This is a genomic window from Serratia sp. M24T3, assembly GCF_000257645.1.
Classification (GTDB): Bacteria; Pseudomonadota; Gammaproteobacteria; order Enterobacterales; family Enterobacteriaceae; genus Rouxiella.
In genome coordinates this window covers 1-26,297 of the sequence record NZ_AJHJ01000024.1, presented here as the reverse complement: position 1 = coordinate 26,297, position 26,297 = coordinate 1, and the positions used below count along the sequence as shown (strand labels likewise).

The following is a 26,297-nucleotide window of genomic DNA, read 5'->3' as shown; positions in this document are numbered from 1 at the left end:
TACTCTCGCTGAAAAAGCCACTTGTTCGGGCGTCTTGTTCAGCAGCTATTTTGGGGATTATGATGCAGCTATCCGGCTGTCACCTGCTGCGCAGCAAGCCGCCCGCACGCCCTGCCATTCCCGCAAACTGGCAGGCTGCAACGATGACTTCCCCAGTCAACATCGCCACAGGAGTTAATCGCCTGTCGGGACAAAACAGGATTTCAGACTCCACAGCGCCGGATAATCTATCTCTGACAGCGGTTAAGGATTTTTGGTCCTCACTCGGCGACCCTGATTTACCGCGTGTATTGCAAATTGCCCTGCGGCAAAACGACAACCTTAAACTCAGTCAGTTGCAGCTCAAATTGTCCCGTTTGCAGGCTGCTCTGACCGGGCTGTCGCGCTGGCCAACGCCCTCAGTGTCTTTGAATGCTGGAGTATCGCGACCGCTGAAGTCTTCCGGGGATTTTTCCCCAGAAACCTATCGCAACGCCGGGCTTAACGCAGCGCTGAGTTACCCGTTAGATATTTGGGGCAGTACTCAAGCGCAACGGCAAGCCGCCGACCTTGATGCTCAGGCCAGCGAGGACGACTGGCATTCAGCACGACTGGCAATACGTATTTCGGTGGCTCAGTCGCGTTGGCAAATTGCTTATCTGAATCGGCTGCTGGTCAATGCTCAAGCCGATCTAAAAATTGCGGCAGACACTTCACATCTTGCCGAGGTGCGCTATCAGGCGGGTGCGACGTCGCGAGGAGAGGTTATTTTTGCCCAGCGCCAGCTTAGTGAGCAGCGAACAATACTATTAACCCTCGTTCAACAGCGCGAGGAGGCGCGCCACGCCTTTTCATTGCTGATGGGCGATGCGCCACAGCAAAAACAATCTGAATTAACCAATCTCGACGATATCGCGCTTCCCGTTCCCGCCCCTGGTTTACCCGCCGATTTGCTGTCGCGCCGTGCGGACGTGCACGCGGCGGAATTAAGGTTGCTCAGCAGTTTGGCTAATGCCGATGCCGTTCGTTTGAGTTTTTACCCGTCACTCAACCTAACCGCCAGCTATGGCACTTCCAGTCCGAGTCTTACGGATTATCTGGCTAACCCCGTAGCTGCGCTGGCCACTGTACTCACCCTGCCGATGGTGCAATTCAACACAGCTCGCTACACGCGACAAAGCGCCGAGGTGGTTTATCAGGCCAACGCGGTTAGCTTTAAGAAGACCTTATACAACGCACTGCGAGAAACCGAAGACGCGCTCACGGCCCGTCAGCAGCTGGCGGAAGAGGCAAAAGAGCTAGCGCAATCATTGAAGCTGTCGCAGCAGGTCGAACGGCTGACCCTGACTCGCTGGCAGCAGGGAGGCAGTGATATCCAACCCTGGCTGGAGGCGCAGAGAACCCTGCGTCAGGCCAGGATTAGGCAGTTGGAGAATGTGCTGGCTCGCAAGAATAATGCGCTACAGCTCTATGCGGCGCTGGGCGGAGACTATGCTGGCTGAGTGCGGCACATTTTCTCAGGGCCTCCCGCTCAACTCTTTTTTCGGCATTTATTTCCCTGCGCCCAAACCTGACCATCCACCTGACAAGCTTTCTGTCGTGTTGGTGAGTGGTTTATATTCACAGCCGATCCAGCCCTGATAGTCCTGCTGGCGAAGCAGTTTGAAGATGAAATCCCAATTCAGCTCCCCACTGCCCGGCTCGCTGCGATAGGGCGCGTCGGCAACCTGAATGTGCCCGGTTAATGGCAGATAACGCAGCAGATTGTGGCTAATATCGCCGTGCGAAATCTGGCAATGGTAGATATCAAACATTAGCCGCAGATGTGGGCTGTTAAACTGCTCGATGATATTGGCCGCCAAATGGAAATCGTGCAGGAAAAAGCCGGGGATATCGCGCAGATTAATCGGCTCAAGCAACAGGCACACGCCCTGTTCAACCGCCAGTTCCAGTGACCATTTAATGTTGCTGATAAACTGCTGCAATGCCTCGCGCTCGTTTACACCGGGGGGTAAAATCCCGGCCTGCAAATGAATGAACGGACAGTCCAGCGCGGCGGCATAGCGTAGCGCCTCGCGCATGCCGTTTCTAAAGAATTCGCTGGATTGTGGCTGGCAAGCGGACCCCGAGCGCATCACAGAGTCCGCCGGACCTATTGGCGTATTAATCAATATTTGTCGCAGGCCGTTTTCTTTTAACTGCTGGAGGAGAAAATCGGCCTCATAGTCGTAAGGCAATCCAAACTCTACCGCCTCGAAACCTGCCTGCGCCGCGGCGGCAAAACGCTGCTCAAACGGCAACTCGGTGAATAACCATTTCAGGTTGGCGCAAAAATGCAGGCCCTGCATATTAGTCGCCTCGCAGTGTGTTAAGCGCGCGGGCAAAGAAATCTTTTGCGCCAAAATTACCGGATTTCAGCGCCAGAGCAATCGGGTCCTGCCCTTGAGATACCATTGCAGGAACGCCGGTATCAATTTCTTCGCCAATGATTAATGCCCCGAGATTCAAGGCACTTACCACCGCACCCGAGGTTTCGCCACCGCCGACCACAATCCGCCGCGTGCCGTTGGCCACCAGTTTTTTAGCCGTGTCACCAAACAGATTGTCCAGCGCAGCCGCCACCTTTTCACGCCCGTACTCTTGCTGGATTTGCTTAACGGATTCTGGCGTGCCCGAAGAATAGACCAGCGGAGCGCGCCCCTGATTCTGCTCAATAAATGCCACCAGCCGGTTAGCATCGGTAACGCCGGTCAGTACATCTCTAACATCAATCATCAGCACCGGATGCAATTTTTGATGCTCGTCTATCTGACCACGCGTCGCCCCCGAGCAGCTTCCGACCAGTATTGCTTCAGGACCGGCAACCGCAGCGACGCCTGCGTGATGCCCTTTGGCTTCGCCACGGACGATAAAATTGTGCGCCAGGGCCAGCGCAATGCCCGACCCGCCAGTAATCAGCGGTAACCCTTCGCAGGCCTGCCCCAAGGTGCGTAAATCGTTTTCGTTCAGCGCGTCGACCAGTAACAGAATGCGCTCACTGCCTCCCTGCCGGGTAATCGCCTGACGCAAAGGTTCACTGCCCTCGTTAACCTTGTGCCACGCAATATGCCCCACGGCATTGCGCGTCTGCTGTTGCAAAACGCGACGCAGATCGGCATCTTTCATCGGCGTTAAAGGATGATGCTCCATGCCCGACTCATTCAGTGGCTTGTCGTGGACAAATAAATGCCCCTGATACAGCGTGCGCCCCATGGCAGGAAAAGCCGGGCACATCACGACGCGCTGCGCATTGAGCCTCTCGGCCAGCGCATCGGTGACCGGGCCAATATTGCCCTCGGCAGTGGAGTCGAATGTCGAGCAATATTTAAAGACGATCTGCTGGCAACCCTGATCCAGCAACCATTCACAGGCAGCCAGCGACTGTTCCACGGCCTGTTTCGCCGGAATTGATCGGCTTTTAAGTGCCACAACCCCCGCCTCGACACTAGTGTCGGCGGGCTGCTGTGGAATGCCGAGATATTGCGTGGTGTGTAATCCGCCCTCGCCCGGGAGGCCCTTTGAAAGGGTTACGGCAATATCACTGGCCCCGGTAAAATCGTCTGCAATCACGCCAATTAACATAACTTATTCCTTCCCGCTCAGAATACTGGCTTTCATTCGTTTTACCGCCGCGTGGGGCGCAGTCAGCACCGGCACAGAAACCTGTTCACGCACGCTGGCGGCGGCGCGTGAGGTGGAGAAATGTGCCAGCATGATGACATCGCAGTGTGCCAACTCTTTGGCGCGTGCAGCCACCAGCCGATTGTGGCTGTCGGCATCGCCTTTACGCAGCAAGTCAATCGCATCTTCGACCAGGACGGTCGTCAGCGTGGCGCTAAGGCCATGTTCCTTAACGTAACTGTCGAACTCCTCGGTCATGGTTTCTACTGCCGGGCCAAAAGTGGCGAGCATGCCAATCTTTTTCCCCTGCTCCAGCGCTTCGTGGAACATCGCTTCATTAGGTTTCAACACCGGCACCGGCAAACTTGCCGCCAGTTGGTCAATTGCCGGACCAAACGCCGAACAGGTCACCAGAATCCCCTGCGCCTGCATGTCATAGCCGTAGCGACCAAATCGTACAAAGCGGTCAATCATCGAACGACTCAATTGATCTTCACGTGCGCGGTCAATCGATAAGCCATCATCCAACAGGTTGATTATCTCTGCTTCTGGCCATTCTTCCTTGAACGCGCTATGGATGGGTGCCATCGCGACCGGCGTGGCGTGAAGTAATACGATGCGGTGTGACATAAAACCCCCTGACAGACGTGGATGCGTTCACAGCACGATCAGTTTTCTCGTCACTGCAAACCTACACCTATAATGTAAGGGCTTACAAATGATTCTGTAAAGTGAGCTGCGTCACATAAAAAAGTTATAATCCTGTTACGTTTAAGCAGAATTGATAGATACTGCAATGACCATTGTAAGCGCTTTCAAATTTAATGTCTCTTCCGGGTGTTAGAATCCGCCCTGAAATGCAGGCAACTTACTCATTAAGCAAAGATTGTGGGAACGCATCATGACAACATCTGCCAACGAATCCTCTTTACAGTCCGGGGTAAGCAGCAGCGTAAGCCCGGCAGGCAACGTTAGTGCTCCGGCCGTGGCGGCATCAAAACTCCCTCGCGAGTTTCGCGATTTACTGGCGCTGGAAGACTTTGAGCGCCACGCCCGTCGTCGTCTGCCTAACATGATTTATCAATATGTTGCCGGCGGCGTTGAAACCGGACGCGGCATAGCAGGAAATTTTGAAGCCTATCAACAGTATGCTTTTGTACCGCGCATGTTCCGTGACGTTTCTGGGCGCAGTCAGAGCGTGGAACTGTTCGGCCACACCTACAGCCATCCGTTTGGCGTAGCGCCGCTGGGAGGCGCATCTTTTGTCGCCTACCGTGCCGATATCTCGCTGGCTAAAGCCGCCCGCGCCATGAATACGCCGATGATCCTCTCCGCGTCTTCGCTGGTCAGGCTCGAAGACGTTCACGAGGCGAATCCCAATGCCTGGTTCCAGGCCTATCTGGCAGGCGATCAGCCGCGCATTGACCGGCTGGTTGATCGGGTAGCCCAGGCCGGTTATCAAACGTTGGTGGTCACCGGCGATACGCCGATGCTCGGCAATCGTGAGCACAATACCCGCAGCGGATTCAGCATGCCTATCAAGGTCACGCCTAAAGTCTGTTTCGAAAGCGCGATGAACCCGCGCTGGCTGCTGGGCACCGTGGCGCAGACTTTCCTTCGCCACGGTGCGCCGCACTTTGAAAATACCGACGCCGAGCGCGGCCCGCCGATGATGTCGAGCAAGGTGCGCAATACCAACGCTCGCGATAAGTTGAACTGGAAACACGTCGAAGCAATCCGCAAGCAGTGGAAAGGTAATCTGGTGGTGAAAGGATTAATGTCGCCGGACGACGCTTTTATCGCGCGAGATTTGGGAGTAGATGCGGTTATCCTGTCCAATCACGGAGGCCGTCAGCTGGATTATACCGTGCCACCGCTGCACACCCTGCCTGAGATTGCGGCGAAAAAAGGCAATATGAAGGTGATTATCGACAGCGGTATTCGACGCGGAACTGACGTGATGAAAGCCCTTGCGCTGGGTGCCGATTTTACCTTCCTTGGCCGCCCTTTCCTCTATGGCGCGGTGATCGGCGGTCAGGCCGGAGTGGAACACGCGATGCATATCCTGCGTGACGAAATTGACCGCGATTTAGCGTTGGTTGGCGTGCGCAGTCCGCAAGAGTTGAACTCGGCGCTGCTGCGTCGGGCGCCGTTTTATGACGTCAATTTGTAAAACCCGAGCGGTAGCGGCCTGAAGTATTATCCGCCCTTGCGCAGATAACTTATTGAAATTTTGATGATTCTGATTGCAGATTGAGTGCTGCCACCCCTAAAACCGAACTCCGCCCGCAATGGTGCGGAGTTTTTGTGCTGGCTGAAATAGATAAAATTACTGCGACGCTCGCGGCGCAGAGCCGGTGCTGCCACGCACGATAAGCTCGGGAGTCATTACCGCCTGCGGCTCGGCCGCCTCGCCGTTCAACGTTGCCAGCAGATACTCGGCCGCACGCAGGCCAATCTGATCCAACTCAACGCGCATGGTGGTCAGCGGGCGCTCGAGATGCTCGGCATACTCGTAATCGTTGAATCCGGTGATCGAAATATCGTTGGGAACCCGCAAATAACGCTCGCTGGCCGCCCGCAGTGCGCCAAAAGCCAACATATCGTTACCACAGATAACCGCCGTGGGTGGCTCGGGACCATCGAGCAAGGTGAACATCGCCTTACGGGCGTCGTTCATGGTGAACGCGCATTCAATCAGATTAAAATCCGGCAGTGAAAGCCCCGCCCCAGCCAGCGTTTCCCGAGTTCCTCGCAGGCGATCGGACACCCGGTCGTTGGTCGGCGGTGTGCCCGCTATCATACCAAACCGCCTGTGCCCCAGCGTGATCAAATGCCCGGCAACCCGGCTTGCTGCCTCAATACTGTCATAACCAATACTTGGATATTGCGGGTCAATCGAAAAAGTCTGAATGCAGGGGATCGCATGTTGCCGAATCCGCTCCCACAGGCGCGGATGATGGGTGTGCCCCACCAGCATCAGCGCATCGATGCCGTACTCCAGCAATTTATTCACTTCGCGCAGCTCAATATCGGGGTCGAAATCCGAGTTGGCCAGCAGCAGCGTATAACCTGACTGATGAATATGATGTTGAAACGCCGCCAGGGTGCGGGAGAAGGTTTCAGTTGCCAGAGTCGGCACCACGGCCCCGATGGTCATGCTACGCCGTGACGCCAGCGTTCGCGCCGCCCTATTAATGACATACCCAAGCTCTTCACAGGCGCGCTCTACCGCCTCGCGGCGCGATTGACGCACGGTGGCGCTGCCGTTGAGCACGCGAGAAACGGTGGCGGTCGAGACGCCGGAAAGTTTGGCGACGTCCTCCAGTGAAGCTCTTCCCTGAGGCAGGGTCTTATCATTCATTGCCGTGATCCCTATAAATTAGTGATGTCGCCCACAAAAATTGCAGACACTTCCCGCCTTGCTTTGAAAGCGCTTACTTTTGGCTTGACTGAATTTTGTAATCGCTTACTTTTAACATCACATTATCAAATTTGAGGCTCTAAGTTCACCAAATAATAACAGAACCGAATCGGAGAAGGCCACTCTGCGGTCTGTTTGGCTGAATGTCCTCATAACGGAGTTTCTGCTTGAGAAACTCATAACCTACTAATAGACAAACGATAATAAAGGATTTCACCATGCGTAGATACCCTCGAATCCGCTGGATGATGATTGTATTTTGCTTCCTCGCGATCGCTATAAATTATATCGATCGCGTTAATCTGGCCATTGCTGCTCCGCACATTAAAAAAGATCTCGGGCTGGACGATGCCAGCATGGGCTTGATCCTCGGCGCTTTTTTCTGGACCTACGCGCTGATGCAAATCCCGGCCGGGCGTATGATCGACAAACTAGGCGCGCGCGCCGGTTTGGCCATCGCCGTGGGCTGGTGGTCACTGTTTACCGTCCTGACCGCCTTTGGTAAAGGTTTTAGCTCGATCTTTATCTCGCGCCTGCTGCTGGGCGTCGGCGAAGCTGGCGGCAATCCAGGCTGCGCCAAAGTGGTTTACAAATGGTTTGCCAAAAAGCAGCGCGGCACCGCATCAGGTATTTTTGACGCGGGTCCACGAGCCGGCACCGCGCTGGCTCTGCCGTTGGTCGCCTGGATTATCAGCACCTGGGACTGGGAAACCTCATTCGTGGTCACCGGTGGCATCGGACTGGTGTGGGTGGCTCTGTGGCTGGTGTTCTACCGCGAACCCGAGCAGATGAAAGGTCTCGACGAGGAGCAAAAAAACAACCTGATCGCCGATCGCGGCGAGCGCCACATTGCAGGCACCGAGAAAATCAAACTGCGCACGCTGTTCGGTTATCGCAATGTTTGGGGCATGATGATTGGCTTCTTCTGCATGAATTTTGCGACCTACTTTTTTGTGACCTGGTTCCCGACCTACCTCACTATGTCACAGGGCTTTTCGCTGAAGGAGTTGGGCACGCTGGGCGCAATTCCCGCGCTGATGGGTATTCCCGGAAGCCTGCTCGGTGGGCTGACCTCTGACTGGCTGTTCAACAAAGGTTTCAGCCTGACCGCCGCGCGTAAAACCTGTTTGGTCGGCGGTATGGTGCTGTCGTCAGTGATTGCCTTTGCGGCCTTCACCAGCAATATCACGGTGATCCTCACCCTTTTCTCTCTGACCTATGCCGGATTGGCGTTCACCGCTGCCAATATCTGGACTCTGCCCGCTGACGTTGCGCCAAATTCTGGCTATGTCGCCACGCTGGGCGGCATCCAGAACTTTGCCGGTAATCTGGCCGGTATTGTTACCGCGTCGTTCACCGGTTTAATGTTGGGACTGAGCCACGGCTCGTTTGTGATACCACTGTGCGTCGCGGGCGGCATCTGCCTGCTGGGAGCACTTAACTTCCTGTTTGTGATCGGCAAAATCGAGCCGCTGGATACGCCAAAAAGCAAACCGAATGCCAGAATCAAACATCAGCCACAAGCATCAATTTCTAGCCAATGATTGACCAAAACATTAGTAAGACTAAAGCTGCGCGACAAGACCGCAGTACCCTACATTGAATAAAAGGATCATCGTCATGAAGAAAAGTGCCTGCGCCCTCGCGCTAATATCACTGATGGCTGTCACCGGGGCCGCCAGGGCCAGCAGCTTTGTCTACGTCTCCAACGCGGACAGCGGTACAGTTTCAGGTTATTTGCTGAATAAAGACGCCAAAAAACTCGAGCCGCTGGGAGATTTTCCGGCGGGTGACAAGGTGATGTCATCTACCGTTGCGAAAGACAGGCAACTGCTTTATGTGTCAGTTCGCAGCAAGCCGTATCACGTGGTGGTGTATAAAATCCAGCCCGACGGCAAGCTGCAAAAGGTCGGCCAGTCGCCGCTGGAAGAGAGCATGGCCTATCTTTCCACCGATAAGAGCGGGCATTTTCTGCTGAGTGCCTCTTACGGCGGCGATTTATTTACCATCAACCGCATTAATGCTCAGGGCCAGGTCGAGACGCCGCCAGTGCAAGTCGTCCACACCGGTAAGCGCGCGCACGCGATACAAACCGACCCGACCAACCGTTTCCTGTATGTCACCTTGTTAGGCGCGGACCAATTGCTGCAATTCCACTTTGACCCTGCTACAGGCAAGGTGACACCCAACAGTCCGCCGTCGATCAATATTCAGAAAGAGGCCGCAACCGGTCCGCGTCACTTTGTTATTGCCCCGCAACGCGACAGGCAGGGCGACCAAAACATGTACATCCTGACTGAGATGGCGGGCAATATCACACGGGTGACGCTGGATGCTGAAGGCAAGGCTCACGAGCAGGAATCGGTAAGCTCAGTTTCGCCGCAGGAAGATATGCAGCGCGGAGAGGCTCGTCCGCTAACCGGAGACGATGATTTGCCGCCTTCGCACAAGCCGCGAATCTGGCAGGCAGATATCCATTTAACTCCTGATGGACGTTTCCTTTATTCCACGGAAAGAACCAGCAGCACCCTGTCTTCTTTTTCCGTTAATCCAGACAACGGGCATCTGACTTATTTAAACAGCATTAAAACCGAGGCTCAGCCACGCGGTTTCGCTATCGATAACAGTGGCCGTTTCCTGATTGAATCCGGCCAAAAGTCGAACCAGCTTTCGCTCTACAGCATGGATCAAACCAGCGGTAAATTATCCCTGCTTGGCCGTTATCCGACCGGCAAAGGCGGCAACTGGGTATCAATAGTTGAACAGTAGTGTTTACGGAAAGCTGGACTAACCCAAGGAGAAACATCATGAAATTTGCCAATATTACCCTGTCGGCGATTTTGCTCGCGTCAAACGCCCTACCCGCAGCCTTTGCCGCCGAGCCTATCGTGCCGACCAATCTTGAACCTCATCACCACGTCATACTCGAAAACCAGTATGTCACGGTGATGCGGGTGATGATTCGCCCCGGGGAGTCGACCCTGTTTCACGAGCAGCATCTGGATTACGTTAATACTCACGTTGATGGCAGCCCGGTGCAGGCGTCATACCCGAACAAACCTGCCAAAGACTTTGCAATGAAAAGCGGCAACGTAAAATTTGGCGCGCACCAGGGGCATTCCGAGGTCGACAAGATAACTAACACCGGTTCCAGCCTCAATATGCAGATTGCCTTTGAGATCAAACAGGCCGGCCCGCTAGGTTTTGGCACCGCCTCTCGCCCGTCGACTCCCGCCTTTCAGCAGGTGTTGGACAAGAAATCGGTTAACGGCTGGAAAGTGACACTGCAACCCGGTGAAAGCAGCGGCGTTTATCAGCAGAAAGGGCCGGGTGTCAGGGTGTTCTTTACCGAGGGGCGCGTGTTGGAGGCCATTCCCGGTCGCCCTAATCGCAACAAAGAAATTTGGGTACATAAAGGTGACGCCGCGCTGACCACCGCCGGACCGGTTGAAATTATCAACGGTGGTGATACGCCGTTGGTTTTCAATGACTATGAACTGAAGTGAGTACTGAATTCATAATCAGCATTTTCATAAGATAATCATACCGCAGTGGCTCTGAGCTTCTGCGGGCTATTTCTCGTTAATCATCAGCAGGAAGGCTCGATTTTCAATACATAACGACCACACATAATAAAAATATAATTTTTTGATTTTTTATACAGGAGCAATGCCGTGAGAAGACACTGTTTGTCTCTCGCGATAGGTATTCTTTTCGCCAGCGGTTTTAATGCCCAGGCGGCGGACAGCCCGAGTCCGCAGAAACTTATTGCGCAGGGAAAGTATCTCGCTATTGCCGCAGACTGCGGCGCTTGTCATACACCACCAAATGACGGCGCAGCGATGTCAGGCGGGTATGCGATTCAATCACCGCTGGGCACCATTTATGCCAGCAACATTACGCCATCGAAAGTGGCGGGGATCGGCAATTATAGCGAGCAGGACTTTGCCCGCGCTGTTCGAGAAGGCATTAACAAGCAGGGGCAATACCTTTACCCCGCCATGCCCTACATCTCGTATTCGCGGATTACCGACCAGGACATTCATGCGCTTTACGCCTATTTCATGCACGGCGTAGCCCCGGTGGATAAACCTTCAACGCCGACTCGGCTTGCTTTCCCGTTCAACATTCGCAGTTCTATGGCGCTGTGGAATACCCTGTTTTCCCGTAATAAACCGTTTGCTCCGGCTGAGGATGTCTCTGCCGAGGTTAATCGCGGTAATTATCTGGTCAATGCACTTGAACACTGCGATACCTGCCATACCCCACGTAACGCGTTGATGGGACAGGATGACGGCAAGGCGCTCTCCGGCGGCGAACTGGGAAGCTGGTACGCCCCCAATATTACGCCCGATAAACACTCGGGTATTGGTAACTGGTCTGCCGCCGAATTGGCGCAGTATCTGAAAACGGGCCATCTCGCCGGTAAAGCTCAGGCAGCGGGCCCAATGGCTGAAGCCGTCGAACACAGCACCCAACATCTTGACGATAGCGATATTCAGGCGATGGTCGGGTATCTGCAGCAAATTCCGGCGATAGATACCGGCGCAGAAAAATCCCGCGATAGCTATGGGCAGCCCGCCAACACTGAGCTTGCGCTGCGTGGCAACAGCTCGGCTGTCGACTCCGGTTGGCAAATCTACAGCGGCAGCTGTGCGAACTGTCATCAGGCACAGGGGCAAGGCACCGCTTACTACCCTTCGCTGTTCCATAACTCTGCTACCGGAGCGGATAATCCTGCCAATCTGGTCGCCGCTATCCTTTACGGCGTGCATCGCGATATCAACGGCCAACAGGTGGCAATGCCCGCTTTTGGCCCAGATGGCAATTACAGTGTGCAACTGAGCGATCGGCAAATTGCCGACGTCAGCAATTATGTGTTGAAAAACTTCGGTAACCCTCAAGTCAGCGTCACCGCAGATCAGGTTAAAGAAATCCGCAACGGCGGCAAAAAACCACTGCTGGCCAGATTGACCTCGCCAGCGGTGATGTTAACCGGCGGCGTCGTGTTGATCCTGATAATCATTCTGTTGGCGTTTTTGGTGAAAAAAAGAAGGAGGCAGCATGTCGGAAAATAATCATCCCGAATCAGTCACCCGTCGCCGATTGTTACAGGGGATCGGCGTCTTGTCTTTGAGCGCCCTGACGGCTTCGCTGTTCCCGGCACTTAAAGTGCAGGCGCAGGAAATGAACAGCAGCGGTTTTGCTCCTATTAGCTCTTTTCTGGTTAGCCGCCCTGCCAACCCACTGCTGAGCCAGCGTTATTACAATGCATTAATCAAAAACTACCCAGATTTTCCAACCCGCCTCAGTGCGTTAAAAACTTATCTCGACGGCCAGCACTTTGCACACATGGACGACTTTATTGCCGCCATCGATCACGCCGATCCACGCTATACAACGGCCAGGCTTATCGTTTCAGCCTGGTACACCGGCATCGTGGGCGAGGACAAAAATATTGAGCTTGTCGCCTATGCCGACGCGATGATGTATCTGCCAATTCGCGGCATTCTGGTGATCCCGACTTATGGCGGGGGCCCGGACAGCTGGGGACCAAAACCTGTCGATCCACCCGCCGCTGAAGGAGCAAATGTATGACTGATAAAACCGTTGATGCCGATGTCATCATTATTGGTTCCGGCGTAATGGGTGGCCTGATTGCGACTCAGCTGGCGAAGGCTGGCAAGTCGGTGATTATTCTCGAGGCCGGTCCGCGGGTTAAGCGCGCAGAGATCGTCGAGCGTTTTCGAAATTCGCCGGTAAAAGTCTCGCTGACCAATATGAAACTGCAGGGCGCGGGCTCCCCTTATCCGGATTTGCCACACGTACCTTCAACCTATGGCAGCTATCTTCAGCAAACCGGACCGGTTAAATACCCTACCAAATACTTGCGCGTGGTCGGGGGAACGACTTGGCACTTTGGGTCGGCGCTGTGGCGCATGATCCCCAATGATTTCAAACTGCAAAGCCTGTATGGCCGTGGGCGCGACTGGCCGTTTGGTTATGAAGAACTTGAACCGTGGTACGGGCGAGCCGAACATGAACTGGGCGTTTCTGGCGTTGACGGTCAGGACGAGAGCGGTCAGGGCAAACGCCCGTGGCCACCGCGATCCACGCCATTCCCGATGAAAGGCCTGACTCCCAGCTATCTGTTTACTCGCCTGGCCGAGTTGCTACAAAAAGGCGATTTTCATCCAGTGTATGAGCCCAATGGGCGTGCGACGCGGCCTTATGGCGATCGTCCGGTTTGTGCCGGAAACAACAACTGCAATCCTGTATGCCCGATTGGTGCGAAATATGATGGCACGGTGCATATCGACCAGGCAGAGCGTCTGGGGGTGAAATTACTTGATAATTCAGTGGTATATAAAATCGAAGCCAACGAAGCGGGTGAAATCAGCGGTGTCTGGTACAAAAAACCGGATGGCTCCGAGCATCATTTAACCGCCCGCTACTTCGTGCTCGCGGCTTACGGTATTGAATCACCAAAACTGCTTCTGATGTCGACTTCGGAAAAATATCCCAACGGCATCGCCAACAGTTCCGATCAAGTGGGGCGCAATCTGATGGGGCATACCGGGATTAGCATGAACGTCATGATGAAGGAGGATGTCTGGCCGGGTCAGGGGCCGACCGAGCTGCTGGTGTATCTAAACAATCGCGACGGTGAGTTTCGCAAAGACTTTCCGAGTTATAAAACCAAGGTGCGAAATACCGTACCCACCTCGGATTTTGCTTCGGCGCTGATCGCCAAGGGAATTTTGGGATCGAAACTGGATGAAGAACTGCGTCGCCAGTCGGCTCGTTCGCTCAACTTTGCCGTTGATTTAGAAACGCTGCCCTTGCCAGAAAATCGTATTGTGCCGAGCAAGACCAAAACTGACGGCATTGGATTGCCAGTGCCTGAAATCTATTACAGCGTCACGGATTATTGGCAGGCGGGTAAAGAAGCGGCACTCAAGGATTTCGACAAAATTGCCAGCTTGCTGAACGCCGAGGTCCTTAAAATTGATACCAGTTATCAGGACAGGCAGCACATTATGGGCACCACCATTATGGGCGATGATGCGACAAACTCCGTCGTGAACAGTGATTGCCAGACCCACGATCATCCCAATCTGTTTATTGCCGGGACCTCAGTCATGCCGTCAACCTCTTGTATGAACCCGACGTTAACCGGCGCTGCGCTGAGTTTGCGGTTGGCAGACCATATGTTGAAGGTGATGAAGGTTTAACAATAAAAGGATTATAGATTGAGGAGTCAGAAACTTTAGCCCTGCTCATCTGAAGATAAAACCTCGATAATCCAACGACCTGAGATTCATCAGGTCGTTGATAATACTTTTACTCTGGCTTGATGCGGATCAGATCATCTTTAAACTGCTGCTTAAGCTCTTGCTTGCTCTTGGTCACGATTTGCCCGTCGGTGCCTACCGTCATGTGCTGGGCATCGACATTGTGACGCGCCTGATAAAGCATCACCACTTGCAGGCTGTGCTCTTTCTGTTGTTCGGTGAGACGAACACCGTCAGGCCATTTACCCAGCTCAACCGCCAATGCCAAACGCTGATAAATTTCCGGCGTCATGACGTCAACCAGTTCACGGATTTCCATTGCAAACTCTCCTGCCTAACAGAAAATTTAATCAAATTATTCAAGATGAATGAATAATGAGCTGAATCGATTTTGTTAAAATTTATTTAAAAAAATAGCTTTCGAATAACTCACCGATTATTTATCCGAAAAGTGATCTTTTAGACTAATCAGCCTGCGATTTTATCGCCGTTTTCGCCATCGATAAAACTCATTGATGCCGAATTTACACAGTAACGGTCACCGGTAGGCTCTGGGCCGTCAGGGAAAACGTGGCCAAGATGCGCGTCACAGTTGGCACAGCGGATTTCAACGCGCTCCATGCCGTGCGTATTATCAGTGAGATAATTGATAGCATCGTGCGTCACCGGCTGGTAGAAGCTCGGCCAGCCGCAGCCGGAATCGTATTTGGTGTCCGAGAAAAACAGTGGCGTGTTGCAAACCAGGCAGTGGTAAATCCCATCGCGCTTGTTGTGCAGCAATTTGCCGGTGTAAGGACGTTCGGTGCCGCGTTCTTGCGTCACATACTTTTGAATATCAGTAAGTTGTGGATTTTCGGGTGTATCTTTGAATTCATTGGCCATAGTTGCCGTTCTCTTCGAGATAATAAAATCAACTAAAATAACAGCTAATAATAACAAAAAAGTAACAACGAGTCAGCCGGTTTTGGCTTAAACTCTATGCCATTGGTGCGGGGCTCAGAACATGTGTGACTGTGATCACATATTTGATTGAGGAGAGTTTAAACCTCGCCATTTGGCCCCAATATGCGTAACAGCTGATTTAGAAACGGAACGTACAATAAGCGAGCAATCGTGGTTGCAAGGATTGACCTACCGCAACAATTGACACGATTCCGCTTGACGCTCACCAAGGTTTTTGTAATTTTACAACCAACCTTTTATTCACTGAAAAATAGCTGGTGGAATATATGACTATCAAAGTAGGTATCAACGGTTTTGGCCGTATCGGCCGTATCGTTTTCCGTGCTGCGCAGGAACGTTCTGACATCGAAATCGTTGCAATCAACGACCTGTTAGATGCGGAATACATGGCGTACATGCTGAAGTATGACTCAACTCACGGTCGTTTCGACGGCACCGTTGAAGTTAAAGACGGTCACTTGGTTGTGAATGGCAAAACCATCCGTTGTACTTCAGAGCGTAATCCAGCTGACCTGAAATGGAATGAAGTGAACGTTGACGTTGTCGCTGAAGCGACCGGTATCTTCCTGACCGATGAAACCGCACGTGCCCACATTACTGCTGGCGCCAAGAAAGTGGTTCTGACTGGTCCATCTAAAGATGACACCCCTATGTTTGTCATGGGCGTTAACCACAACTCTTACGATGGTCAGGAAATCGTTTCCAACGCTTCTTGTACTACTAACTGCCTGGCACCGCTGGCTAAAGTTATCAACGACAAGTTTGGTATCGTTGAAGCTCTGATGACCACAGTTCACGCAACTACCGCTACTCAGAAAACTGTTGATGGCCCGTCTCACAAAGACTGGCGCGGCGGCCGCGGTGCATCTCAGAACATCATTCCTTCTTCTACCGGTGCTGCCAAAGCAGTAGGTAAAGTTATCCCGGCTCTGAACGGCAAACTGACTGGTATGGCTTTCCGCGTACCAACTCCTAACGTTTCAGTGGTTGACCTGACTGCACGTCTGGAAAAACCAGCAACTTACAAAGAAATTTGTGCCGAGTTGAAACGCGCTTCAGAAAACGAGCTGAAAGGCATTCTGGGCTACACCGAAGATGAAGTTGTTTCTACCGATTTCAACGGCGAAAAACTGACTTCAGTATTCGATGCTAAAGCTGGTATCGCTCTGAACGACAACTTTGTGAAACTGGTTTCCTGGTACGACAACGAAACTGGCTACTCAAATAAAGTTCTGGATCTGATTACTCATATCGCTAACAAATAAGTTTTTGCCACTACGCTTTCATGGGCAACCTGGAAGTTAACGGCAAGCGCTATGGCGAACTGACAGAGGGCGACATTGTGTCGCCCTTTTCTTTTTGGATAAAAATCCGGTCAGTTCCTCCCTGTCTGAGTTCATATACTTTGCATAGGACTTTATAATGACTGAACATCTCTTCTCCCTACCGGTACTAAAACAACTGTCTCCTGCGGTGAGCCAATGTCAAATGGCAGAGCTGCCAGTGCTGGTTATCACGCATCCGAAAGGACGGGCCGCTATCGCTTTACAGGGCGCGCATTTGCTGGCATGGCAACCTACGGGGCAAAAACCGGTCATCTGGCTGAGCAGTGAAACTGCTTTCGAACCAGGAACTGCGATTCGCGGCGGAGTGCCGGTCTGTTGGCCGTGGTTTGGTCCGGCGGGTAAACCATCGCACGGTTTTGCGCGCAATCTGCCTTGGCAGCTCACCGCACAAAGCGAAACTGACGAGTCGGTCAAACTCACTCTGACTTTGAAAGACAGCGAAGAAACGCGCAAGCACTGGCCACACGCCTTTACTCTGCACGCGCACTTCACTCTGGGTGATCAATGCCACATCGAGCTTGAGTCGCACGGTGATTTTGAGACCACCAGCGCGCTGCACGCCTATTTTGAAATCGGCGATATTAGCCATGTGTCTGTTGAAGGTCTGGGTAAACCTTACATTGATAAAGTGTTGGGCGGGGAAAAAGCGGTGCTGACTGGCGCGTTGACTTTCGATGGCGAAACCGATCGCATCTTTGTCGAGCCTGAAGCCGAAAGCCTGATCTTTGATCCGGTTTTCAAACGCAAGCTTCGCGTTAAACATCATGGTAATAGCGACGTAGTGAGCTGGAATCCAGGCGCTAAAAACTCGGCGGCAATGAAAGACATGGCAGACGATGGTTACAAAACCATGGTTTGCGTTGAAACAGCCGCGGTTTCACATTCACAGATCAGCACTGAATCTGCTCCGGCGCGTTTATCGATCACTTTCGAAATCGAGTAGCCCTGTTAATCAATCATTGATCAACCAATCGCTTTCGCAGACGAAAATATTAAAGGGACGGCGTAGGCTGTCCCTTTATTTTGATTCAAACTAGATGCAGCGAATACGCGTTTTGATCAAACGATGTCGAGGGATGTTTTATGACTAGGCGGCGGAAATGCATGATCGATAAGCGCAATTTCTTCTGGCGTCAATTTCAGGGTTAATGCTGCGGCGTTGTCGTTGATATGATCAGGCTGAACGGCTTTCGGAATGGCAATCACATTGTCCCAACGTGTTACCCAAGCCAGGGCAATTTGCGCACTGCTAACCCCTCTGGCCCGAGCCAGTTGCTGCATGACCGGATGATTAAGCACTTCTTGGCGCAGTTTACCGGCCTGCGCGAGTGGACAATAAGCCATAATCGGCATTTCATGCTCACGACACCAAGGTAGCAAATCATATTCAATACCCCGCGACGCGGCATGGTAAAGCACCTGATTTGTCAGGCAGGCGTCACCGCCCTGAGTTTGCCAAAGTTGCTCAAGATCGACAGTATCCAGATTCGATACCCCCCAACGACGGATTTTACCGGCTTGCTGTAAAGACTCCATGGCGCGCACTGTTTCTTCTAAAGGTATCGATCCACGCCAGTGCAATAAATAGAGGTCGAGACTGTCCGTTTTTAAACGCTGCAAACTTTGTTCACAGGCCTTGATGGCACGATCGCCACCGGCGTTTTGTGGATAGACTTTCGAGACCAGATAGACCTCGTCTCGACGCCCTGCAATCGCTTCGCCAACTACGCGCTCTGCCCCACCGTCTGCGTACATCTCGGCGGTATCAATCAGCGTTAAACCCAGGTCAATTCCCTGTTGCAACGCTTTGACTTCTGAACGAAATTCAGACTCTCGCTCGCCCATAAACCAGGTACCCTGTCCGACTGCGGGAACCCGAGTTCCATCTGGAAACTGTACGGTTTTCGCGTTCATCTTCTGCTCCTGTTTAGGTCATTTTATGCGGTAGTCTCAAGCTCAATCAGCACGGATTGAACTCGTTACCATGAAGTAAATGAATTAACTCGGTTGAATAGTGTGATGCACATCTCAAAATACAGCCGTCAGTCAGGCTGCTCTTTAAATGTGCAAATGGAGCGAAATGCCCCATTAGCAATCAACACATGCACCAATTAGATGCATGCGTTGTTTAAGCCGCGATTAGAAAGTATAGGTTACGCCGGTCATTAATAGGCCAGTGTAAGATTTATTCACCATTGGGCTGTCTTTGATTTCGTTGGTCAGACGGGTATAGCGACCGGTAACGAATGCCTGCCATTGGGGGTTAAAGCTATATTTAGCAGAGACTTCAACATAAGGCGTGAAGCTATCGTTAGGCTTATAAGACTCAAGACCGCTGCGGTAAGATTCTCTGTTGCTGATGCCGTAGTAGTATTTGTTCTGATTCGCGCTATCCCACGTCACACCGACGCCCGGCACGACTGCCCAGTTATCGCCTTTGATAGCGTAAAGGTAGGCAACATCACCTACGATACCATTGCTGTTGTCCAGAGTATCGCCAGTCAGCGTGGTGCGAATAGTACCCCATTCGGCGTTATAAGAATAAGCCAGACCCGCCATCAGCGTGCCGTGACGTTTTTTCAGGCGCTTTAACTGTTCGTTATCGCTATGACCAGGCCTGAAACTGAGCGGATTATAACCCGCTATGATACTCAACTGATTTTGCTGGTCTTTCCATAGGTTATAACCCGCAACTAACGTATGAACGTAGAACGTGTCTCCATCATAATTGATGACCGGGAGCGGATAATATTTGGTGTCGTAACCACGGTAAGGGCTAGTTGCCGCCAATGCTCCGGCCCCGACTGAAAAGGTATCCGCATGTGCGGTCTGACTCAGCAAGGCCATAATGGCAGCTACTGGCAAAGCTTTAATCATGTTGGTTTTCATGTGTTCATCCGTAAGAAAATAAAATCGAACGTAGTGTAAATGAATCGTAATTAAGTTTCATGTATAGCGCACATAAACCTAAAGCAACCAGATAATTTATATGCGGATTATGAAATAATTATGTCTAAAAAGTACTCATTATCGCCGTATCCCCCGTGCTGCAAGGCCTGTAGGTAACCTCACAACAACTGAGTCCTTGATATGGCTTAAAAAACTGCAATTTAACACAGGAAATTTTTCGCAGGTCAAACTACGCTTAATATTAGGAGAAAAAACTGCTGGCAAAGTAACCTGTTCGTGTTGCTCATGACCGTAAACATGACTCTACTTAAATTAAATAGAGCAACAAGTAAGTTGGCATAAGGGTTGCTAAATCTGTATGACAGAGTCAGTTGGGGAAATTTTCTTCCGGGAGCTGTTCCACCGCATTTCAAGCTCTCTTTAACCTGTGCTAAATAACGAAGGACGGGCATCTATGAACATATTTGACCATTATCGCCAGCGCTATGAAGCTGCCAAGGATGAAGAGTTCACACTGCAGGAATTTCTTACCATCGCTCGGCAAGATCGCAGTGCTTATGTTAACGCCGCGGAACGCCTGTTGATGGCAATAGGTGAACCCGTCATGGTCGACACCGCGCTTGAACCACGCCTGTCGCGTCTATTCTCCAACCGCGTCGTCGCACGCTATCCTGCCTTTGAAGAGTTTTACGGCATGGAGGATGCAATCGAGCAGATTGTCTCTTACCTCAAACACGCCGCTCAAGGTCTGGAAGAGAAAAAACAAATCCTCTATCTGCTGGGTCCGGTCGGTGGCGGTAAGTCCTCTCTGGCTGAAAGACTTAAAGCTCTGATGCAACGAGTACCCATTTACGTACTGAGTGCCAACGGCGAACGCAGCCCGGTGAATGATCATCCTCTGTGCCTGTTTAATCCTCAGGAGGATGCCCATATTCTTGAAAAAGAATACAACATCCCTACCCGCTACCTTGGCACTATCATGTCGCCATGGGCCGCGAAGCGTCTGCATGAATTTGGCGGCGATATCACCAAATTTAAAGTGGTTAAAGTCTGGCCGAGTATTCTCGAGCAGATTGCAATCGCCAAAACAGAGCCGGGTGACGAAAATAATCAGGATATCTCTGCGCTGGTCGGTAAAGTCGATATTCGTAAACTCGAGAATCACGCCCAGAACGACCCGGATGCCTACGGTTATTCCGGCGCACTGTGCCGTGCCAACCAGGGGGTAATGGAATTCGTCGAGATGTTCAAGGCACCAATCAAGGTCTTGCATCCGCTGCTAACCGCTACTCAGGAAGGTAACTATAACGGAACCGAGGGTATTTCCGCCCTGCCGTTCAACGGGATCATTCTCGCTCACTCCAACGAATCCGAGTGGGTGACTTTCCGTAATAACAAGAACAACGAAGCATTCCTTGACCGCGTTTACATTGTGAAGGTGCCTTACTGCCTGCGCGTGTCGGAAGAAATCAAAATTTACGACAAACTGCTTAGCAACAGTGAGCTGGTACACGCCCCATGCGCGCCCGGAACTCTGGAAACGCTGGCACGATTCTCTATCCTTTCACGTTTGAAAACACCAGAAAATTCCAGCACCTATTCGAAAATGCGGGTTTATGACGGTGAAAGCCTCAAGGATACTGATCCGAAAGCCAAGTCATACCAGGAGTATCGCGACTACGCAGGCGTCGATGAAGGTATGAACGGCCTGTCAACGCGGTTTGCCTTTAAAATTCTGTCTCGGGTATTTAACTTTGACCATGCAGAAGTTGCCGCCAACCCGGTACATCTGTTCTACGTTCTTGAACAGCAGATCGAGCGCGAACAGTTCCCGCAGGACATAGCCGAAAAATACCTTGAGCACCTGAAAGGCTATCTGATCCCTAAATATGCCGAGTTTATCGGTAAAGAGATCCAGACCGCTTACCTGGAATCCTATTCCGAGTACGGACAAAACATTTTCGATCGTTATGTCACGTATGCCGATTTCTGGATCCAGGATCAGGAATACCGCGATCCAGACACCGGTCAGCTCTTCGACCGCGAGGCTCTGAATGCGGAATTGGAAAAAATCGAGAAACCGGCGGGTATCAGTAACCCTAAAGATTTCCGTAACGAAATCGTCAACTTTGTGCTGCGTGCCCGTGCTAATAATAGTGGCCGTAATCCGAACTGGACCAGTTACGAGAAGTTGCGCACGGTTATCGAGAAGAAAATGTTCTCCAATACCGAAGAGTTGCTGCCTGTTATTTCCTTTAATGCCAAGACATCGACTGATGAACAGAAAAAACATGATGACTTTGTCGATCGAATGATGGAAAAAGGATATACGCGCAAACAGGTTCGCCTGCTTTGCGAGTGGTATCTGCGTGTCAGGAAGTCATCGTAAAAGGCAATCTCAGTAAAGCGGGGATCGTTGGCAACGTTGTTTGGGGGCTATATGACGTACTTTATTGACCGTCGACTGAATGGCAAGAATAAAAGCGCGGTTAACCGCCAGCGCTTTTTGCGCCGCTATAAGTCGCAAATAAAACAGTCGATCGCCGAAGCCATCAATAAGCGTTCGGTAACCGACGTGAGCAGCGGGGAGTCTGTTTCAATCCCCAATGAAGATATCAACGAACCCATGTTCCACCAGGGCCGCGGTGGCTTGCGTCACCGTGTTCATCCCGGCAACGATCACTTCATCACTAACGACCGTATCGAGCGTCCTCAGGGCGGCGGTGGCGGCGGAAGTGGTCAAGGGGATGCCAGTCAGGACGGTGAAGGTCAGGACGAATTCTCCTTCCAGATTTCAAAAGATGAATATCTCGATCTGTTATTCGAGGACCTTGCGCTGCCCAATCTGAAAAAGAATCAGTACAAGCAGCTTACCGAATTCAAAACCCACCGCTCCGGATACACCTCAAACGGCGTGCCGGCAAATATTAGCGTAGTGCGTTCATTGCAAAACTCGCTGGCTCGTCGTACCGCGATGTCTGCGGGTAAAAAGCGCGAACTGCGTGAGCTTGAAAACACACTCAATGAAGTTGAAAACACTGAGCCTGCCCAACTATTGGAGGAGGAGCGGCTGCGTAAAGAGATAGCCGAACTTCGGCAGAAAATTGCCAAGGTTCCGTTTATCGATACTTTCGACTTGCGCTATAAAAATTACGAGCGCCGTCCCGAACCTTCCAGCCAGGCGGTGATGTTCTGCCTGATGGACGTATCAGGTTCCATGGATCAGGCAACCAAAGACATGGCTAAACGTTTCTATATTCTGCTCTACCTGTTTCTGAGTCGGACTTATAAAAACGTTGATGTTGTCTATATCCGCCACCACACCCAGGCAAAAGAGGTGGACGAACAGGAGTTCTTCTACTCTCAGGAAACCGGGGGCACCATTGTTTCAAGTGCATTGAAGCTAATGGATGAAGTTATTCAGGAACGCTACGACCCTGCTCAGTGGAATATCTACGCTGCGCAGGCTTCCGATGGTGATAACTGGGCAGACGATTCGCCACTTTGCCACCAACTGCTGGCTCAGAAGATCTTGCCAATGGTGCGTTATTATAGCTACATCGAAATAACCCGCCGCGCGCACCAGACTCTGTGGCGCGAGTATGAAGTTTTACAGCAACATTTCTCGAACTTTGCGATGCAACATATTCGCGAGCAGGAAGATATTTATCCTGTATTCCGCGAACTGTTCCATAAGCAGGTGCAGGATTAGCAATCTTTAGTATTTAAAAACAGCCGGTTAAGTAACCTTTACCGGCTGTTTTTATTGGTTTCCGAGTTCACAATCCATTTCAATTAGATCAACAACTTACTTATCATTTTGGGGAGTGATTTTTCTTAATAAATCCAAATCTGAGCATTCCAGATAACGTAGCATCACTTTGCGGATGTTGATACTGCCCTTTAAGTTTCATGTGGAGCAGCTCGATGCCGGCAGCTGCGTCTGTGCACGGCTAAACGATTTGAACCCCCAGCATCTGTCGTATTAGCCGTTTGATAATACGTTAGTCCTGCTCAACAAGATTTTAAAGTTACTTGCTTTACCTGACGATGATGTTTTCCTCATTAGGGTTGTCGGCATTGAGTGTTGCCAGAGCGAGGGTATGGGAGCCACTTTTCCTTATCGTCACCACTTCAAGTTCGCCGTGGGGAACGGATAGCCTTGCAAAAGAAGCGCCGCTGCCGCATCACGCCGGGCAGTCAACAAAGAGTCGAGCATCTGACATCCAGTGTCGACCACCCGATACAGATATTTCCACTTTCCTCTGAATTTGATGTAGGTTTCATCCAATCCAGCGGGGCACTTATGTCGGTGAAATGCCTTAAAGCCAGATAAGATACCAACGAACACATTGCGCGATGATATCTGTAAACGTTTAAAGGCTTTTCTGATTAGAGGATTGAGCAGGTAAATTCCCAAAAACAGTATGTTCCCTGGAGCCTTAATGCGACAGAACCGTATTCTCAGTTCATTTCCACTTTGGTATTCGTTAACGGTGTTTGAGTCGCATACTCAACCCCGTGTTTTTGCAAATAATCTCGAATGAGTTGCCTGACTACCTGTGAAGGGGTTAAATCCTGCTGTTGACAGAGTGTTTCCAGTGCCTTCTTTTTCTCTGGGTCAATCAGTATGGTCAGTCTCGCAGTTTTCTTTTCCATGGTGTTATCGTCCTGACTAATGATAATCTAATGATAATATCATGCTTGTCACGTTTCGCCAGACTACAGCAATCTCTCTAGTCGCCCTGACAAGTGTCCCATTTCCCCTAACCCTTCTCCCTTCAATCGGGCCGCCTGTATCTGCATTGATTTCAGCTGATAACCGGAACGGGAACTGGTGGCATAAATTATTACGTTACCGCTGCCCGTCAGACAGAAAAAAACATCAGTGAATACCCGGTATAAGGCGTGATGCAGCAACGTGTGACTGTGTGGCATTTCTAAGAAATTCATTATCAACCACCCGCCCTCATACAATGACGCTTTGCAGTGTTTGAGAAACGCTTCAGTGCCTTGCAGTGGATCCATACAGAATGCAGAATACAAGTCAGAAAAGATGAATTCATAACGTTGCCCTGTGTCACGCCTTAAATAATCCACGGCATCCTCCACGTAATAGGTGATGTGTGGGACGTCCGGCAAGGTAAAATAACGACGGGCAATGTCCAGTACCTTAGGACGAAGCTCGACCACATCCAGTTGCATATTGGCATCATGCGCATGCAGTGCCCGTAATAAACTCCCGCCGCCCAACCCCAGCAGCAGGGCAGACTTCCCTTCGCACCAAGAGATGGCCATCAGCATCGCCTTGATATAGTGATGTATTGGTGCAGCCGGTGCCTTCATGCTCATCTTGCTTTGTTCATAAAGCTGATCAAACCGCAACATGCGGTAGTGTTTGTACTCAGAAACAATGATGTCGCCATAGTCATCCGTTTCACGTGCGATCTCTGTGCCCAATGGATCCATGTCCCACAATTTTACCAAGATATCATCAACTAAATTCATCGTGTTTTCATTCCGGATGTTTATGATCTGGCACACATGAAGTCGGCGGTGCAAATACGCGTCCCGCTGACTGTCGCCATACCTGAAAAACACACCATATTGCGGCGTTGTCGGCGCAAGTGAACATCCAGTAACAGCGGATCGCCAGGTGACACGGTCCCGTAAAAACGGGCACGTTCAATGCTTGCAAAATAGCACAATTGCCCGTTATCCATGGGGAGTAAACAATAATGCGCCAATACGCCTGCCGCTTGTGCCATAGCTTCGAGTATTAGGACGGAAGGCAGTGTTCCCCCAGTCAATGATCCATCCTGAACCATGCCATCATTGGCACTGATGTTTTTCAGCGTCTGTACCCGCCCTTCTGCCAATTCACCTCGGGTCGATATCACCCGGTCAATCAGCAAAAAGGGGTAGCGGTGTGGCAGGATCTGGGCAATATCTTCCGGGCGCAGAGGCAATTCATGTATTCCCATAGGGCCAAGTCCGTATCGTAATTTAAGGGGATATGCACATCATAATACCAATGACATTATAATGTCATGCACATTAAATGAGACTATATTGACTGGTAAATACGAAGAAATCACTGACCACCATCGTTTATTGAGAGATTTACCGGAATGACCGAAAATCGGTAAGCTGCCTTTCCCAAAGTTTATCTGCCCCCACACTGGGCATTGGGTGTTGTTTCGGATATCCTGCGGCGGCTATTTGTTTAGTTCTATCGCAGTAAGGCTCCAGGTAACACACTGTTTTTTGACGATGTTACCTGCTTATACCGCTGATCCGAAAAGCCTTTAAACGTTTACAGATATCATCGCTCAATGCTTTCTCTGGTATCTGGCTTACGCCCGGAGCCTTCGTAATCTGGAGGAAGTGATGGCTGAGCGCGTTTTGAAGGAAAAAACCTCTGCTAACCTAGAAGTTTTTTTCGTTTAAATAAATCGGCAGTCATCAAACTCCTCAGTGCACGCATCGTTAATGATGTACGTCACCACGCCCCACACTATCGTTTCCTCTCCTTCCAGGTCGCCGCCTTCAATCAATCTAACATCATCGACATTATCCAAAGACTCAAGACACGCAGTCGGGAAAAGCTTGAGGCGTTTAACCTCAAACTCTCCCGTATCCGTGGTCACTACCAGGCTGCCGTCTACTGCCGTTCTGGACCGGTCGATGACCAGAACAGCGCCCTGCTTAAACCCTTCT

At 51.3% G+C, this 26,297-nt stretch carries 24 protein-coding genes and 2 pseudogenes; 13 read left to right on the top strand and 13 right to left on the bottom strand.

The features are described from left to right. The first annotated feature begins 59 nt into the window (after positions 1-59). Complete coding sequence (locus SPM24T3_RS16755) at positions 60-1,481, top strand: efflux transporter outer membrane subunit (protein WP_237713091.1); 1,422 nt, start codon at positions 60-62, stop codon at positions 1,479-1,481. Between the two features lie 48 nt (positions 1,482-1,529). Here the strand turns inward: SPM24T3_RS16755 and SPM24T3_RS16750 are convergent, their stop codons facing one another. Genes SPM24T3_RS16750 through SPM24T3_RS16740 form a run of 3 tightly spaced genes read right to left on the bottom strand, consistent with a single transcriptional unit; the run spans position 1,530 to position 4,269 of the window. Further along, entirely contained in the window at positions 1,530-2,327 is a 798-nt protein-coding gene (locus tag SPM24T3_RS16750) for a hydroxypyruvate isomerase family protein (RefSeq protein ID WP_009637980.1), read from the bottom strand. A gap of 1 nt (position 2,328) precedes the next feature. Then, positions 2,329-3,600: a 3-oxo-tetronate kinase gene (gene otnK, locus SPM24T3_RS16745; protein WP_009637979.1), complete on the bottom strand. Its 1,272-nt coding sequence runs from the start codon at positions 3,598-3,600 to the stop codon at positions 2,329-2,331. Between the two features lie 3 nt (positions 3,601-3,603). Beyond that, positions 3,604-4,269 carry an aspartate/glutamate racemase family protein gene (locus tag SPM24T3_RS16740; protein ID WP_009637978.1) on the bottom strand — a complete coding sequence of 222 codons (666 nt, stop codon included), beginning with the start codon at positions 4,267-4,269 and terminating at the stop codon, positions 3,604-3,606. A 271-nt stretch (positions 4,270-4,540) separates the two neighbouring features. Here SPM24T3_RS16740 and SPM24T3_RS16735 point away from each other — a divergent pair, with 271 nt between their 5' ends. After that, positions 4,541-5,812: an alpha-hydroxy acid oxidase gene (locus SPM24T3_RS16735; protein ID WP_009637977.1), complete on the top strand. Its 1,272-nt coding sequence runs from the start codon at positions 4,541-4,543 to the stop codon at positions 5,810-5,812. 156 nt (positions 5,813-5,968) lie between these two features. On the opposite strand, the gene SPM24T3_RS16730 is transcribed toward SPM24T3_RS16735, so the two are convergent. Further along, a complete protein-coding gene (locus tag SPM24T3_RS16730) occupies positions 5,969-7,003 on the bottom strand; it encodes a LacI family DNA-binding transcriptional regulator (protein ID WP_009637976.1) in 1,035 nt (344 codons plus the stop codon). Positions 7,004-7,281: 278 nt separating this feature from the next. Between SPM24T3_RS16730 and SPM24T3_RS16725 the strand changes: the two genes are divergently transcribed. The 6 genes from SPM24T3_RS16725 (at position 7,282) to SPM24T3_RS16700 (ending at position 14,298) form a co-directional block, all read left to right on the top strand. Further along, positions 7,282-8,607 (top strand): MFS transporter, encoded by a 1,326-nt coding sequence (locus SPM24T3_RS16725; RefSeq protein ID WP_009637975.1) that lies wholly within the window; start codon positions 7,282-7,284, stop codon positions 8,605-8,607. A gap of 76 nt (positions 8,608-8,683) precedes the next feature. After that, the gene (locus SPM24T3_RS16720; RefSeq protein WP_009637974.1) at positions 8,684-9,832 is read left to right on the top strand and encodes a beta-propeller fold lactonase family protein; all 1,149 of its coding nucleotides are present in this window, start codon (positions 8,684-8,686) and stop codon (positions 9,830-9,832) included. A gap of 38 nt (positions 9,833-9,870) precedes the next feature. Next, positions 9,871-10,569, top strand: a complete 699-nt coding sequence (locus SPM24T3_RS16715) for a hypothetical protein (RefSeq protein ID WP_009637973.1) — start codon at positions 9,871-9,873, stop codon at positions 10,567-10,569. A gap of 168 nt (positions 10,570-10,737) precedes the next feature. Next, a complete protein-coding gene (locus tag SPM24T3_RS16710) occupies positions 10,738-12,141 on the top strand; it encodes a cytochrome c (RefSeq protein WP_037378925.1) in 1,404 nt (467 codons plus the stop codon). Next, positions 12,128-12,661: a sugar dehydrogenase complex small subunit gene (locus SPM24T3_RS16705; protein WP_009637971.1), complete on the top strand. Its 534-nt coding sequence runs from the start codon at positions 12,128-12,130 to the stop codon at positions 12,659-12,661. Before SPM24T3_RS16710 ends, SPM24T3_RS16705 begins: the two co-directional genes overlap by 14 nt. After that, entirely contained in the window at positions 12,658-14,298 is a 1,641-nt protein-coding gene (locus tag SPM24T3_RS16700; RefSeq protein ID WP_009637970.1) for a GMC family oxidoreductase, read from the top strand. Before SPM24T3_RS16705 ends, SPM24T3_RS16700 begins: the two co-directional genes overlap by 4 nt. 109 nt (positions 14,299-14,407) lie before the next feature. Here SPM24T3_RS16700 and SPM24T3_RS16695 read toward each other — a convergent pair whose 3' ends face one another. Both SPM24T3_RS16695 and msrB read right to left on the bottom strand, forming a co-directional pair. After that, positions 14,408-14,677, bottom strand: coding sequence for a YeaC family protein (locus SPM24T3_RS16695; protein ID WP_009637969.1), 270 nt, complete (start codon positions 14,675-14,677; stop codon positions 14,408-14,410). Positions 14,678-14,826: 149 nt separating this feature from the next. Then, entirely contained in the window at positions 14,827-15,240 is a 414-nt protein-coding gene (gene msrB / locus SPM24T3_RS16690) for a peptide-methionine (R)-S-oxide reductase MsrB (RefSeq protein WP_009637967.1), read from the bottom strand. 347 nt (positions 15,241-15,587) lie between these two features. Here msrB and gapA point away from each other — a divergent pair, with 347 nt between their 5' ends. Both gapA and SPM24T3_RS16680 read left to right on the top strand, forming a co-directional pair. Next, on the top strand, positions 15,588-16,586 hold the full coding sequence (gapA, locus tag SPM24T3_RS16685) for a glyceraldehyde-3-phosphate dehydrogenase (RefSeq protein ID WP_009637966.1): 999 nt from the start codon (positions 15,588-15,590) through the stop codon (positions 16,584-16,586). Positions 16,587-16,743: 157 nt separating this feature from the next. Beyond that, the gene (locus SPM24T3_RS16680) at positions 16,744-17,610 is read left to right on the top strand and encodes a D-hexose-6-phosphate mutarotase (protein WP_037378922.1); all 867 of its coding nucleotides are present in this window, start codon (positions 16,744-16,746) and stop codon (positions 17,608-17,610) included. Between the two features lie 116 nt (positions 17,611-17,726). Here SPM24T3_RS16680 and SPM24T3_RS16675 read toward each other — a convergent pair whose 3' ends face one another. Together SPM24T3_RS16675 and SPM24T3_RS16670 are read right to left on the bottom strand one after the other, a co-directional pair. Continuing rightward, complete coding sequence (locus tag SPM24T3_RS16675; RefSeq protein WP_009637964.1) at positions 17,727-18,581, bottom strand: aldo/keto reductase; 855 nt, start codon at positions 18,579-18,581, stop codon at positions 17,727-17,729. A gap of 225 nt (positions 18,582-18,806) precedes the next feature. After that, positions 18,807-19,556, bottom strand: coding sequence for a MipA/OmpV family protein (locus tag SPM24T3_RS16670; protein ID WP_009637963.1), 750 nt, complete (start codon positions 19,554-19,556; stop codon positions 18,807-18,809). Between the two features lie 475 nt (positions 19,557-20,031). Between SPM24T3_RS16670 and yeaG the strand changes: the two genes are divergently transcribed. Further along, positions 20,032-21,966, top strand: a complete 1,935-nt coding sequence (gene yeaG / locus SPM24T3_RS16665) for a protein kinase YeaG (protein ID WP_009637962.1) — start codon at positions 20,032-20,034, stop codon at positions 21,964-21,966. Between the two features lie 51 nt (positions 21,967-22,017). Then, positions 22,018-23,289, top strand: a complete 1,272-nt coding sequence (locus SPM24T3_RS16660) for a YeaH/YhbH family protein (protein WP_009637961.1) — start codon at positions 22,018-22,020, stop codon at positions 23,287-23,289. A gap of 103 nt (positions 23,290-23,392) precedes the next feature. Here SPM24T3_RS16660 and SPM24T3_RS16655 read toward each other — a convergent pair. From SPM24T3_RS16655 to fabZ, 4 genes and pseudogenes are all read right to left on the bottom strand, one after another. Next, positions 23,393-23,985 (bottom strand): annotated as a pseudogene (locus SPM24T3_RS16655) (DDE-type integrase/transposase/recombinase). A gap of 56 nt (positions 23,986-24,041) precedes the next feature. Next, complete coding sequence (locus SPM24T3_RS16650; RefSeq protein WP_009637959.1) at positions 24,042-24,236, bottom strand: ribbon-helix-helix protein, CopG family; 195 nt, start codon at positions 24,234-24,236, stop codon at positions 24,042-24,044. A gap of 63 nt (positions 24,237-24,299) precedes the next feature. Next, complete coding sequence (locus tag SPM24T3_RS16645; RefSeq protein ID WP_009637958.1) at positions 24,300-25,085, bottom strand: spermidine synthase; 786 nt, start codon at positions 25,083-25,085, stop codon at positions 24,300-24,302. Between the two features lie 20 nt (positions 25,086-25,105). Continuing rightward, entirely contained in the window at positions 25,106-25,561 is a 456-nt protein-coding gene (gene fabZ, locus SPM24T3_RS16640; protein ID WP_009637957.1) for a 3-hydroxyacyl-ACP dehydratase FabZ, read from the bottom strand. A 302-nt stretch (positions 25,562-25,863) separates the two neighbouring features. On the opposite strand from fabZ, the pseudogene SPM24T3_RS25530 reads away from it, so the two are divergent. Further along, positions 25,864-25,979, top strand: a pseudogene (locus SPM24T3_RS25530) (IS6 family transposase); the annotation flags it as partial. Positions 25,980-26,023: 44 nt separating this feature from the next. Here SPM24T3_RS25530 and SPM24T3_RS16635 read toward each other — a convergent pair. Then, the coding region (locus SPM24T3_RS16635; protein ID WP_009637956.1) for a DNA polymerase V subunit at positions 26,024-26,297 on the bottom strand (274 nt) is incomplete at its 5' end.